At 76.3% G+C, this 11,944-nt stretch carries 11 protein-coding genes and 1 pseudogene; 9 read left to right on the top strand and 3 right to left on the bottom strand.

Annotated elements, in window-relative coordinates:
- The first annotated feature begins 8 nt into the window (after positions 1-8).
- The 9 genes and pseudogenes from ACOQFB_RS10400 to ACOQFB_RS10360 all read left to right on the top strand — a co-directional run bounded on the left by ACOQFB_RS10400 (position 9) and on the right by ACOQFB_RS10360 (position 8,862).
- The gene (locus ACOQFB_RS10400; RefSeq protein ID WP_011420745.1) at positions 9-203 is read left to right on the top strand and encodes a hypothetical protein; all 195 of its coding nucleotides are present in this window, start codon (positions 9-11) and stop codon (positions 201-203) included.
- A gap of 114 nt (positions 204-317) precedes the next feature.
- Positions 318-941 (top strand): L-threonylcarbamoyladenylate synthase, encoded by a 624-nt coding sequence (locus ACOQFB_RS10395; protein WP_059438318.1) that lies wholly within the window; start codon positions 318-320, stop codon positions 939-941.
- A gap of 55 nt (positions 942-996) precedes the next feature.
- The gene (xerD, locus tag ACOQFB_RS10390; protein ID WP_059438319.1) at positions 997-1,893 is read left to right on the top strand and encodes a site-specific tyrosine recombinase XerD; all 897 of its coding nucleotides are present in this window, start codon (positions 997-999) and stop codon (positions 1,891-1,893) included.
- A 177-nt stretch (positions 1,894-2,070) separates the two neighbouring features.
- On the top strand, positions 2,071-2,688 hold the full coding sequence (locus ACOQFB_RS10385; RefSeq protein WP_237757999.1) for a site-2 protease family protein: 618 nt from the start codon (positions 2,071-2,073) through the stop codon (positions 2,686-2,688).
- Between the two features lie 17 nt (positions 2,689-2,705).
- Positions 2,706-3,698, top strand: coding sequence for a tryptophan--tRNA ligase (gene trpS, locus ACOQFB_RS10380; RefSeq protein ID WP_421610928.1), 993 nt, complete (start codon positions 2,706-2,708; stop codon positions 3,696-3,698).
- Positions 3,699-3,726: 28 nt separating this feature from the next.
- A pseudogene (locus tag ACOQFB_RS10375) lies at positions 3,727-4,625 on the top strand (segregation and condensation protein A).
- Positions 4,622-5,773 carry an SMC-Scp complex subunit ScpB gene (gene scpB / locus ACOQFB_RS10370; RefSeq protein ID WP_421610930.1) on the top strand — a complete coding sequence of 384 codons (1,152 nt, stop codon included), beginning with the start codon at positions 4,622-4,624 and terminating at the stop codon, positions 5,771-5,773. Before ACOQFB_RS10375 ends, scpB begins: the two are co-directional and overlap by 4 nt.
- A 3-nt stretch (positions 5,774-5,776) precedes the next feature.
- On the top strand, positions 5,777-6,742 hold the full coding sequence (locus ACOQFB_RS10365; RefSeq protein ID WP_494492559.1) for a pseudouridine synthase: 966 nt from the start codon (positions 5,777-5,779) through the stop codon (positions 6,740-6,742).
- Between the two features lie 77 nt (positions 6,743-6,819).
- On the top strand, positions 6,820-8,862 hold the full coding sequence (locus ACOQFB_RS10360) for a HEAT repeat domain-containing protein (protein WP_494492558.1): 2,043 nt from the start codon (positions 6,820-6,822) through the stop codon (positions 8,860-8,862).
- Here the strand turns inward: ACOQFB_RS10360 and ACOQFB_RS10355 are convergent.
- The 3 genes from ACOQFB_RS10355 to ACOQFB_RS10345 are packed head-to-tail and all read right to left on the bottom strand — an operon-like array spanning position 8,859 to position 11,760.
- Complete coding sequence (locus ACOQFB_RS10355; RefSeq protein WP_059438922.1) at positions 8,859-10,628, bottom strand: secretin and TonB N-terminal domain-containing protein; 1,770 nt, start codon at positions 10,626-10,628, stop codon at positions 8,859-8,861. The genes ACOQFB_RS10360 and ACOQFB_RS10355 overlap by 4 nt on opposite strands.
- An 11-nt stretch (positions 10,629-10,639) precedes the next feature.
- Positions 10,640-11,173, bottom strand: coding sequence for an anti-sigma factor family protein (locus ACOQFB_RS10350; RefSeq protein WP_421610521.1), 534 nt, complete (start codon positions 11,171-11,173; stop codon positions 10,640-10,642).
- Positions 11,170-11,760, bottom strand: a complete 591-nt coding sequence (locus tag ACOQFB_RS10345) for an RNA polymerase sigma factor (protein WP_421610522.1) — start codon at positions 11,758-11,760, stop codon at positions 11,170-11,172. The genes ACOQFB_RS10350 and ACOQFB_RS10345 overlap by 4 nt, the downstream gene beginning before the upstream one ends.
- Between the last annotated feature and the right edge of the window lie 184 nt (positions 11,761-11,944).

The following is an 11,944-nucleotide window of genomic DNA, read 5'->3' as shown; positions in this document are numbered from 1 at the left end:
GGACGGGAATGGCGGATCACGAGGAGAAGGTCGGGCGGGGCGAGCCGGACGAGGGCCGGCGCGGGATGACGGTCTCGGAGGCGGGCCGCAAGGGCGGCATCGCCGTGCGCGACGAGCGCGGGCACGCCTTCTACGAGGAGATCGGGAAGAAGGGCGGCCAGAAGGTCCGCGAGCTGATCGAGCGCGGGAAGAGCCGCAGCTGACGAGGGTCCGTTCGCGCCGCGGACGCCCGCCCGCCGTACCGGGCGGGCGCCCGCGGTGCGCGCCTCCGCCGCGGTGCTTGGGGAGCCGGCGGAAAGCTGCTAGATCGCGGGCCCATGCCGGCCGCGCCCATCGTCGAGATCGACCCCCACCACCCGCAGCCGCGCGTGATCGAGCGCGCCGTCTCGGCGCTCTCGTCGGGGGGCGTCATCGCGTACCCCACCGACACGTTCTACGGCATCGGCTGCGACCTGTTCGACAAGCGCGCCATCGAGCGCATCTACCAGCTGAAGCAGCTCCCGCGCACCCACGAGCTGGCCTTCATCTGCCAGGACCTGGCGGAGATCTCGCGCTACGCCATCGTGGACAACGCCGCCTACCGCGTGCTGCGCCGCAAGGTGCCCGGGCCGTTCACGTTCATCCTCCCCGCCACCCGGCTCGTCCCCGAGCTGGTGCTGCGCCGCCAGAAGACCGTCGGCATCCGCATCCCCGACAGCCCCATCGCGCTCGAGCTGGTGCGCCGGCTCGGCCACCCGCTCATCTCCACCTCGGCCGCCCGGCCCGACGGCGACGTCCTCATCGACGCGCACGACATCAAGGAGGAGCTGGGCCACGGGCTCGACCTCATCCTGGACGCCGGGTTCCGTCCGGCCGAGCCGTCGTCGGTGATCGACCTCTCCGGCCCGGAGCCGGTGGTGGTCCGGGTCGGCAAGGGCGACGTCTCCGACCTGATGGAGTGACGCCGGCCGCCTCCGCGAACTGGACGCGCGGCGGCGCGGCGCTATCGTCGGCGCGATGTCCGCGCTGGAGCCCGCCCTCGACCTGTTCCTCGCCCACGTGCGCGTGGAGAAGGGGCTCGCCGAGAACAGCGTCGAGGCCTACGGCCGCGACCTGCGCCGCTACCTCGAGCACCTCGGCGAGCTGGGCGTGGACGCCTGGGAGCGGGTGGGCCGCGCCGAGATCCAGGCCCACCTCGCCGAGCTGGTCCGCCGCGGCCTGTCGCCGCGCTCGCAGGCCCGGGCGCTCTCCGCCATCCGCTCGCTGCACAAGCTCCTCGCCGCCGAGCGCGTCACCCCCGCCGATCCGTCCGACGAGATCGAGTCGCCGCGGCCCGGACGCCGCCTGCCCGGGCTGCTCTCGCACGACGAGGTGGACCGCCTGCTGGCCGCGCCGGACGTGCGCAGCGCCGCCGGGATCCGCGACCGCGCCATGCTGGAGCTGCTCTACGCCACCGGGCTGCGCGTCTCCGAGCTCGTCTCGCTCCAGCTCAACGACGTGAACCTCGAGACCCGGGTGCTCGTCGCCCGCGGCAAGGGGAACAAGGAGCGGATCGTGCCGGTGGGCGCGCCCGCCGCCGAGGCGGTGAAGGCCTACCTGGCGGTCGCGCGGGAGCGGCTGCTCCACGGGCGCCGCTCGAAGGACCTGTTCGTCACGCCGCGCGGCGGCCGGATGACGCGGCAGGGGTTCGCGAAGATCCTGGACCGCTGCGCCCGCCGCGCCGGCATCCGGCGGCGCATCTCGCCGCACAAGCTGCGGCACTCGTTCGCCACCCACCTGCTGGAGGGGGGCGCCGACCTGCGCGCGGTCCAGGCGATGCTGGGCCACGCCGACGTCTCCACCACGCAGATCTACACCCACGTGGACCGCACCCACGTGAAGCGGCTGTACGACCGCTTCCACCCCCGCGCCTGAGCCGCGCCACGGTCCCGGGCGGAATCGGCGCGCCCCCGCTGTTTCGGGGGGAGCGGGCCGCGGCCCCGGCGCGTCCGGCGGCCGCCGAGCGCGTTGACCGCCCGGCGCCACGCTGCTAAAGAACCGCTTTTCCCGACGAGGCTTTAGGCAATGGGGTTCGACCTCCAACGCGGGCTGATGATGCTCATCCCGCTCGTGCTCTCGCTTTCCGTGCACGAGTTCGCGCACGCGTGGAGCGCCTGGAAGCTGGGCGACGACACCGCGTCCCGGATGGGGCGGCTCACGCTCAACCCCATCGCCCACGTGGACCCCATCGGAACCGTCCTGCTGCCGCTGCTCGGCATCCCGTTCGGCTGGGCGCGCCCGGTGCCGGTGAACCCGGCGCGGTTCCGGCAAAACGTGAACATGAGCACGGGGATGGCGCTCACCGCGGCGGCCGGCCCCATCTCCAACATCCTGCTCGCGGTGCTCTCGACCGTGGCGCTCGCGCTGTGCTGGCGCTGGGCTCCGACCGCCATCGCGCCGGGGCAGGGCGTGGGCGAGCTCCTGCAGATCATGGTCCTGCTGAACGTGAACCTGGCGCTGTTCAACCTCATCCCGGTCCCGCCGCTCGACGGCAGCCGGGTGGTGGACGGGTTCATGCCGGCGCGGCTGCGGCCGCAGTGGGAGCGCGTCACCGCGCTGTCGCCGTTCCTGCTCCTCGCGGTCTTCATCTTCGCCGGCCGCATCATCTCGGGCCCGTCGAGCTTCGTGGTCGGCCTGCTCGCCCAGCTCGCCGGCGCCATCAGCGCCTGACCCGCACCCGGAGATCCATGTCCTCGAAGCGCCCCATCATCGTCAGCGGCATGCGGCCCACCGGCCGCCTCCACCTTGGCCACCTGCACGGCGCGCTCGCGAACTGGGTCCAGCTCCAGGACGAGAACGAGTGCTTCTTCTTCAGCGCGGACTGGCACGCGCTCACCACGAACTACCACGACACCTCGGTCATCAAGCAGGCCGAGCGCGAGATGTTCGTGGACTTCATCGCCGCGGGCATCGACCCCGCCAAGGCGACGCTGTTCATCCAGAGCCGGGTGAAGCAGCACGCCGAGCTGAACCTGCTGCTCGGGATGATCACGCCGCTCGGCTGGCTGGAGCGCTCGCCGACGTACAAGGAGCAGCGGGAGAACATCACCGACCGCGACCTCGCCCTGTACGGCTTCCTCGGCTACCCGGTGCTGATGACCGCGGACATCATCCTGTACAAGGCCACCCGCGTGCCGGTGGGCGTGGACCAGGTGCCGCACCTGGAGCTGTCGCGCGAGATCGTCCGGAAGTTCAACTTCCACTACGGCGAGGTGTTCCCCGAGCCGCAGCCGCTGCTCACCGCGGCGCCCAAGATCCTGGGCACCGACGGCCGGAAGATGTCGAAGAGCTACGGCAACACCATCGACCTGGGCGAGAGCGCCGAGTCCACGCAGAAGAAGATCATGGGCATGGTCACCGACCCGGCCCGCAAGCGGCGGCAGGACCCGGGCAACCCGGACGTCTGCGGCGTGTTCTACCTGCACAAGGTGACGAGCGACGCCGAGACGGTCGCCTGGGTGGACCAGAACTGCCGCACCGCCGGGATCGGCTGCGTGGACTGCAAGAAGAAGCTGCTCGAGCGGCTGCTGCCGCAGCAGGAGCAGATGCGGACGCGGCGCGAGGCCCTGCTCGCGAAGCCGAAGGACCTCGACGATCTCGTGCAGCTCGGGACGGAGAAGGCGCGCGCCGCGGCCGAGGCGAACATGGTGCAGGTCCGCGCCGCGATGAAGCTCGAGTAGGACCCACCACGGGGGGCGGTCCGCCGGGATGGCCAGGAACACCGACACGGACGCCGGGCTCGGCGCGGACTCGCCGCGGGCCGGCGACGCCGACGCGCGCGCCGCGGCGGACGCGTTCCGGGTCACGCTGCCCCCGCTCCGCGAGGGCCAGCCGCCGTTCGAGGGGCCGCTCGACCTCATCCTGCACCTCGTGAAGGAGCACGAGGTCGACCTCTTCGACATCCCCATCGCGCGCATCACCGAGAGCTACCTCGCCACGCTGGAGGCGATGCGCGAGCTCGACATCGACATCGCCGGCGAGTTCCTGCACATGGCGGCGCAGCTCCTGCTCATGAAGAGCAAGCTGCTGCTGCCGCGCACCGAGGTGGCCGAGGACGCGGCCGGCCCCGAGGACGCCGGGGTGGACCCGCGCGCCGAGCTGGTGCGGCGGCTGCTCGAGTACCAGAAGTACAAGGCCGCCGGCGAGGAGCTGGGCGGGCGCGACATCCTCGACCGCACGGTTTCACCCGGCGCGTCCGCGCCGAGCGCCCCGCGGCGCCGGAGGGGCCGGAGGGGCTCGCCGACGTCTCGGTGTTCAAGCTCATCGAGGCGCTCGATCGCGCCATCGCGCACGCGCGCCCGGAGCACTCGCACGAGGTGATCACCGACCGGCTCACCATCAGCGACGCCATCTCGCGCATCGCCGACGTGCTCCGCCTGCGGCGCCGCGCCACCTTCGAGGAGCTGCTCGCCGGCCCCGCCGAGAGCCGGAACACCAAGGCGAACGTGATCTCCACGTTCCTCGCCATCCTCGAGATGGCGAAGCTGAAGCTCATCCGCATCTACCAGGCCGCGCTGGAAGAGGCCGGCCCCGGGGCGGAGATCCTCGTCGAGGCGAAGGACACCCTCGGCGACGACGTGACCCTCGGAGAGGAGGACTACCGATGACCGAGCCCACCGACCGGCCGACCGCCGCGGAGGACGTGCCCGCGCAGGACGGCGCGGGGCCGGAGGGCTCCGCCGCGGTGCCCGAGGCCGGGGCGGCCGCGCCCGTGCCGGAGCAGGCCGCGCCGGAGGCGGCGGAGCTCGCGGGGGCCGCGGCGCCGGCCGGCGCACCCGAGGCCGCGCCCGCGCCGTCGGTCTCCGCGGCCGAGCTGGACGCGCTCCAGGCCGCCGAGGAGGCGAAGCAGGGCGACCCGGCGCTGGACGAGGTGGAGTCGGCCGACATCGACGTCGCCGACGACAAGGAGCTGCCGTTCGAGAAGCTGGCCGCGGCGGCGCGGCGGCTCAGCGCCGACCGGGTCCGCACCGTGGTGGAGACGCTCCTGTTCCTGGCCGAGCGCCCGCTGACGGTGGAGGAGATGCGCGCCGCGAGCGGCGTGGACGTGGAGCGGCTGGAGAAGGCGCTCGACAAGCTCTCCGGCCACTACCGCGAGGGCCCCTGCGGCATCGTGCTGCACGAGGTGGCCGGCGGCTGGCAGCTCCGCACCTCGCCGGACAACTCCGACTTCGCGCGCCGCTTCCTGAAGGTGAAGCCGCAGCGGCTGACCCGGGCCGCGCTCGAGACGCTCGCCATCATCGCCTACCGGCAGCCGGTGACCCGCCCCGAGATCGAGGACATCCGCGGCGTGGACTGCGGCGCGGTGGTGAAGGCGCTGCTCGAGCGCAAGCTGGTCAAGATCCTCGGCAAGAAGGAGGAGCCGGGCCGGCCCATCCTGTACGGCACCACCCGCGAGTTCCTCGAGTTCTTCGCGCTGAAGGACCTCGCCTCGCTGCCCACGCTGCGCGAGTTCCACGAGCTGTCCGAGGAGCACCGCGACATCGTGGAGAAGGAGACCCCGGCCGAGCAGGCGCCCGGGATCGAGGGCATCGTGGCGGAGCTCTCGGACGAGAAGCTCCGCGCCGAGCTGGAGGCGAAGCGCGCCGAGAGCGACGCGGCGCTCGACGAGCTGGAGCAGGCGATGGCCGCGGCGGACGAGAAGGCCCGCGCGGCCGAGGCCGCGCTCGCCGAGAAGAAGCGGGTCGACGAGGCCGAGGCCCGGGCCGACGCCGAGCCCGGCCCCGCACCCGGCGGACCGCCCGCGGCGGGGAGCTAGTCCATGGCCGAGGAGCGGCTGCAGAAGTTCCTGGCGGGGGCGGGCATCGCCTCGCGGCGCAAGGCGGAGGCGCTCATCAGCGCCGGCCGGGTGCGCGTCAACCAGCGCACCGTGACCGAGCTGGGCACGAAGGTGGACCCGGGGCGCGACCTCGTCACGGTGGACGGCGCGCTCGTCTCGCAGCCGGAGCAGCGCAGCTACTACCTGCTCTACAAGCCGTCCGGCTGCGTCACCACGGCGTCGGATCCGCAGGGCCGCCCCACCGCCATGGAGTACCTGCGCGGCGTGCCGGGGCGGCCGTTCCCGGTGGGCCGGCTCGACTACGACGCGGAGGGCGCGCTGCTGCTCACCGACGACGGCGAGCTGGCGAACCGCCTGGCGCATCCGCGCTACGGCCACCAGCGCGTGTACCTGGTCAAGGTGAAGGGCGATCCGCCGGCGGAGGCGCTCGAGCGGATGAAGGCCGGCGTCCGGCTGGAGGACGGCCCCGCGAAGGCGATCGAGGTGGCCGTCCACGAGCACGCCGACCGCAACGTGTGGATCCGCGTGGTGGTGGGCGAGGGGCGCTTCCACCTGGTGAAGCGGCTCTGCGAGGCGGTGGGGCTGCAGGTGCAGCGCCTGTTCCGGCCGGAGTTCGGCGGCATCGGGGTCGGCGGGCTGCGGCCCGGCAAGTTCCGCCGGCTCGAGCCCGAGGAGGTGCGCGCGCTGCGGCAGCGGGTCGGGCTCGAGTCCGGCACGCCGGCCCGGGGACCGTCGGTGCGCGAGCTCCCGAAGGCGGCCCGCCGCCACGGCCACGGTCCGCCGGCGGCGCCCGGCGCGGCCCCTGCGCCCGCCGAGCCGGCCGCCGCGGACGAGGTCGAGCCGCGCGGACGCGGCGCGCCGCGCGCCGGCCCGAGGGCTTCGGCCCCGCGCCCGGGCGGCCGCGCGTCCCGGCCCTCGCGGCCCGGCGGCGCCGGCCGGCGCCGCTGAGCGGCCGGGGCGTCCTCGGCGCCGCCGCGCCCGCCCGCGCTTGCGCGCGGCGGGGTTCGCGGCGAGCATGGCGCCCCGTGCCCCGCGCCCCCGCAGCCGCCACGCTCGTCGCAGCCATCGCCGCCCTGGCGGCCGGGGGCCTCGCCTGCCGCGGCGGCGGCGATCTCGCCTCGCCCGATCCGGCGCGCCGCGCCGCGGCGGTGCGCGCGGCGGGCGCGCGCGGCGGCGCCGACGGGCTCGCCGCCCTGATGGTCGCGCAGCGCGACGGCAGCGCCGAGGTGCGGCGGGCGGCGGCCGAGGCGTTCGCCGCCCGCGGCGGGGCCGAGGCGGCCGAGGCGCTCGGGGCGCTCCTGGCGGATCCGGACGCGACGGTGGCGGCCGAGGCCGCGCGCGGGCTCGCCGGCATGCCGGACCAGCCGCGGGCGCGCGCCGCGCTGCGCGCGGCCTACGCCGACGCCTCGCCCGCCGGGCGGGCGGCCATCGCCGACGCGCTCGACGCGGTGGGCGTCTCGCTGCGCGAGGCGGTCGAGCAGGAGGCGCGCACGCTGTGGGAGCGCAACCTGGCGGTCCTGGGCGGCCGCGGGCCCGCCCGCGCGGGCGCGGCCGAGGAGATCGGCGCGAGCGGCCGGGCCGAGGTGGTGGCGCGGCTCGCGCCGCTGCTCGACCCGGAGCGCAACCCGGATCGCGCGCTGGCGGCGGGCGCGGCGCGCGGGCTGGGCGAGGCCGGGGACTGGGCGGCGCGGCCGGCGCTCGAGGGGCTCCTGCGCTCGCCGGATCCGGAGCTGAGCGAGGCCGGCGCGGGCGCGCTGGGCCGGCTCGGGGATCCCGGCGCGACCGCCGCGCTCGAGGCGGTGGCGCTCGCCTCGTCCGGCCGGATCGCGGCGGCGGCCGCGGACGCGCTCGCCGCGCTGCCGGAGGCGCTCGAGGTCGGGACGGCGCTCTGCGAGGTGGCGGTGCGGAGCGCGGATCCGGCGGTGGCGGCGCGGGCGGCGCGCGAGGTCCGGCTGCGCGAGACCGAGTGCCCGGCGCGCCCGTTCCTGGCGCGGCTGGGCCGGCCGGGGGCCGAGGCGGCCCTGGCCGCGCTGGGGGAGCTGGGGGTCACCGGCGCCGCGGCGGACGCGGCCGCCGCGCGCCTGCTCCCGCTGCTCGACCCGGCCCGCGGCGACCCCGGCCTGCGCGCGGCCGCCGCGCGCGCGCTGGCCCGGCTCGGCGCCCCGGCGTCGGCCGGCCCGGTCCGCGACCGCGCCGCGGCGCTTGCCGCGCGCCGGGCGGCCGCCCTGGGACGGCCGCCCGCGGCGTCGCTGCCCGCCGGCGCGACCGCCGCGACCGCCGCGACGGCCGTGACCGCCGCGACCGCCGCGCCGCGCGCCGGGGCGCGCCCGCCCACCGGCGACGCCGACGCGCGCGAGCTGGGGTCGCTGCTCGCCGCCGCCGGTGGCCTGCGCGCGCCCGGGGCGGAGCCGCTCCTGCTCGAGGCGCTGCGCGATCCGCACGCGGCGGTGCGCACCGGCGCCATCGCCGGCCTGGCGGGGCTGGGGACCGACGCGGCGCTGCGGGCGGTCGCCGCCGCGCTGGACGACGGCGCGCCGGAGGTGCGCTTCGCGGCCGCCGCGGCGCTGGGCCGGGCCGGGCCGAGATCCGTGCCGGCGCTGGCGCGCGCGGCGGCGCAGGCGGCGCCCGACGACGGCGCCTGGCGGTCCGCGCTGGCCGCGGCGCTGGGCGACGCGGGCGGGGCGAACGCGGTGGCGCCGCTCACCGGGCTCCTCGGCGGCGCGGCCGCCCCGGCGGCGGCGTTCGCGCTCGGCAAGACCGGCGCGCCGGCCGCGGTGAAGCCGCTGGTGGACTGGCTGGGGCGCCCGGGCTCGCTCGCGGACGCCGAGGCCATCGAGGCGCTCGCGCAGCTCGCCGCCCGCGACGCCGGGCCGGCCATCGCCGCGCAGCTCACGGCCGATCGCGCCGAGGTGCGGGCGGTGGCGGCGCGCGCCATCGGGCGGCTCCGCCACGAGCCGGCCGCGCCGCGGCTGGAGGCGCTGCGGAGCGACTACCACGGCCGGGTCCGGCGCGCCGCGGTGGAGGCGCTGTCCCGGCTCCCGGCCGGCGCGCCGCGGGTGCGGCGCTAGAGGGCGGCGGGGGGCGCCGGCGTGGTGGGCAGCACCGGCGGCGACTGCTGGCCGAACCGCGAGCGGAGCACCGCGCCGAAGGTGACGAGCCAGGTCGCGATCCAGACCAGCGCCCCGACGAACGGGATGTGCGCGAGCACCACGAAGATGGCCGTGCCGAGCGCGAGCTGCAGCACCACGGTGCGGCGCTTCTCCGGCACCGGCAGCGCGCGCCCCACGTGGAAGGTGAGGGCGGTGACGCCGAGGACGCCGGCCGCGATCATGCCCAGGATCTGCACCGGGATGAGCAGGATGCCCACCACCGTGACGGCGAGCAGCACGAGCAGCACCGGCATGGCCACCGTGCCGAGCGTCCCGGCGAGCAGCGACTTGCCCGGGCTCGCGACCATGTAGCTCGCCACCGCCTCCAGCCGCCGCGGGAACAGCGCCAGCACCAGCAGCCCGAGCACGAACAGCACCGCGAAGGAGATGAGCGCCTCGAGCACGGTCAGGATGGGCGACGCCTCGCGGAAGACGCTCGAGGCGGTGTGCCCGACCACGCCGGGGAGGCTGGGGAACGGGATGGACTTGGTGTCGCCGCCCACGGTGGCGCTCGGGTCCACGATCACCCGGCCGCCGATGCTCGTCACGTCCTGCTCCACCGCGGCGCCGGGCCCGATCTCGACGTCCCCGCCCACCGCCACCACGTTACGCGTGACGGCGCCGCCGGCCAGCTTCGCGCCCCCGAACACGGAGGAGACGTCGCGGGCCGCGGCCCCGCGGTCGAGCTGCACCGAGCCGAACACCGCGGACACGTCGCGGGCCGCGGCGCCGCCCTGCACCTGCACGTTGCCCCGCACCACGCTCACGTCGCGCACCGCCTCGCCGGACCGGACCACCACATCCTGCCCGGTGGACTGCCGATCGCGCCCGCCGCTCTCGTCCACCTCGCGCCCGGCGCGGCGCAGCTCGCGCTCGGCCTGGCGCAGCGCCTCCTCGGCGGAGCGGCGCGCGTCCTCGGCGAAGCCCGGGGGGAGCCGCAGGTCGAAGCGGTCGGCCTGCGCGAAGCGGTCCACGCGCACGGTGATGAGCGAGCCGGTCCGCTCCGCGGCGAGCCCGGCCTGCACCAGCACCGCCTGCAGCGCCTCCTCCACCGGGATGTCCACGAAGTGGCCGCTCACGGTCCCGGCCGCCTCGTCGGGGATGACCACCGAGAGCCCGGCCGACTTGCAGAGGGTCCGGAGCGCGTCGGCCACCGGGGTGTGGTCGAAGTCGCCGGTGAAGCGCTTGCCGGTGGGCTTCTCGAACCCGGTGAGCGCCCCGGCGGCGGCGCGGGGCCGCTCGAGGCGGGGCGCGACCACCACCATGTCGCCGGAGCGCGTGGCGACCAGCTCGGTCCCGGCCAGCGCCGCCTTCAGCGCGTCCTCCACCGGCACGTTCCGGAGCTTCAGGACCAGCAGCTTGTTGCCGGTGCGCCCGGTGTTGAGCACCACGTTCCAGCCGGCAGCGTCGGCGATCTCCTCGAGCGCGTCGTCCAGCGCGGTGGTGTCCTCGAGGGTGACGCGCTTGCCGGAGGGCGCCGGCCACTCGCCCTGCAGCACGGACGGCGGGGCCGGGTGCTGGGCCGGGGCGGGCGGGGCGGGCGGCGCCGGGACCTCCGGCCGGGCGCGCGGCGCCGGCTTCTGCGGCGGCCGCGGGGCCGGGGCGGTCGCCTGCGCGCGCGTGACCGGCGGCGGCGGTTCGGGGCTCTCGAAGGTGAGCGCGGCGAGGAGGAGGGCGAAGAGCATTCTGGCTCCGGTCAGACGAGCTCTGCGCGCGCCGAGGGGATGAGGCGCGAGAGCGCGAACAGCAGCGGGACGGCGAGGACGGCGCAGGCGAGCGCGAGCTGCAGGCGGAGCGCCGAGAGCAGGGTGCCGGCCAGGCCGGCGCCGAGCCGCAGGACCTCGCCCGCCGAGCCGAGGCCGCCCGCGAGGCGGCTGGCGGCGGGCGCCCACGTTCCGGCCCCGGCGACCACCACGGTGACGCCGATGGCGACCAGCACCGCGGCGAGGATGGCCGTGGCGAAGCGCCGCTCGCGCCGGACCGCGCGCTCGCGGGCGTCGATGCGGGAGAGCACGCCGGCGGTGAAGTCGCGCGGCAGCTCCGGGACCTCCAGCGCGCCGAGCGCCTCGCCCAGCGCGTCGCCGAGCACGCGGTAGGACTCGGCCAGCGCCTGGCACTCCGCGCAGTCCCCGGCGTGCGCCAGGACCTCGTCCGCCTCGGCCTCGAGCAGCGTCCCGTCCACCAGGCGCTGCGCCTGGGCGTCGGTGAGGTGTCCGGTGAAGGTCGTCATGGCGTCATCTCCGGGGCGCTCGCGTCGAGCGTCGCCTTGAGCCGCGCGCGGGCGCGGTGCAGCCAGGTCATCACGGTGCCGATGGGGACGTCCATGGCGGCGGCGATCTCCTTGTAGGAGAGGTGCTCGACGTGGAAGAGGTGCACGACCTCGCGGTAGTTGGCCGGCAGGGCCGCCACCGCGGCCTCGAGCGTGCGCGCCAGCTCGCGCCGCTCCAGCGCGTCGTCGCCGCGGGGTGCGTCGGGGTCGGCGAGGTCGCGGGGCGCGCCGTCCTCCGGGTCCGCGTCCAGCTCGACCCGCTGCGCCTGCGGCAGCCGCCGGCGGAGCACGTCCAGGCAGTGGTTCCGCGCGATGCGGAGCAGCCACGGCGCGAACGGCTGCGCCGGGTCGAACGCGGCCAGGCTCGCGTACGCGCGGGCGAACGCCTCCTGCGCGGCGTCCTGCGCCTCGTCCTGGTCCCGCAGCAGCCGGACGCACAGCGCGAACACGGTGCGCTTGTGCAGGTCCACCAGCCGGGAGAAGGCCTGCCGGTCGCCTCGTGCGGCCGACCGCGTCCACGCGGCCTCGCCGGACAGTGAGGGACCCAACGAGCGCTCCTTCGCGGGACAGGTGAGCGCGAAAGCTAGATCGGGGAGTGCGGCCACCGCAACCATGCAGAACCTACGGGGAACGGCGGGGTGTATTTCGGCGGAGCGGTCGATCTCACGCTCCGTCCACCCCCGTCCGGGGTGCGTCCCCGGAGGTGTGAAAAGCTTCTGTCTTCCCAGGCGG

Origin of the sequence: Anaeromyxobacter sp. Red801, assembly GCF_049201065.2 — a bacterium.
Lineage (GTDB): Bacteria > Myxococcota > Myxococcia > Myxococcales > Anaeromyxobacteraceae > Anaeromyxobacter.
This window is presented reverse-complemented; position numbering and strand designations above follow the sequence as displayed.

Bases quoted from the DNA above. Each gene is read 5' to 3' on its own strand.
- ACOQFB_RS10395 (WP_059438318.1), top strand. From the start codon at position 318: ATGCCGGCCGCGCCCATCGTCGAGATCGACCCCCACCACCCGCAGCCG.
- xerD (WP_059438319.1), top strand. From the start codon at position 997: ATGTCCGCGCTGGAGCCCGCCCTCGACCTGTTCCTCGCCCACGTGCGC.
- ACOQFB_RS10400 (WP_011420745.1), top strand. From the start codon at position 9: ATGGCGGATCACGAGGAGAAGGTCGGGCGGGGCGAGCCGGACGAGGGC.
- scpB (WP_421610930.1), top strand. From the start codon at position 4,622: ATGACCGAGCCCACCGACCGGCCGACCGCCGCGGAGGACGTGCCCGCG.
- ACOQFB_RS10355 (WP_059438922.1), bottom strand. From the start codon at position 10,628: ATGCTCTTCGCCCTCCTCCTCGCCGCGCTCACCTTCGAGAGCCCCGAA.
- ACOQFB_RS10350 (WP_421610521.1), bottom strand. From the start codon at position 11,173: ATGACGACCTTCACCGGACACCTCACCGACGCCCAGGCGCAGCGCCTG.
- ACOQFB_RS10385 (WP_237757999.1), top strand. From the start codon at position 2,071: ATGATGCTCATCCCGCTCGTGCTCTCGCTTTCCGTGCACGAGTTCGCG.
- ACOQFB_RS10365 (WP_494492559.1), top strand. From the start codon at position 5,777: ATGGCCGAGGAGCGGCTGCAGAAGTTCCTGGCGGGGGCGGGCATCGCC.
- trpS (WP_421610928.1), top strand. From the start codon at position 2,706: ATGTCCTCGAAGCGCCCCATCATCGTCAGCGGCATGCGGCCCACCGGC.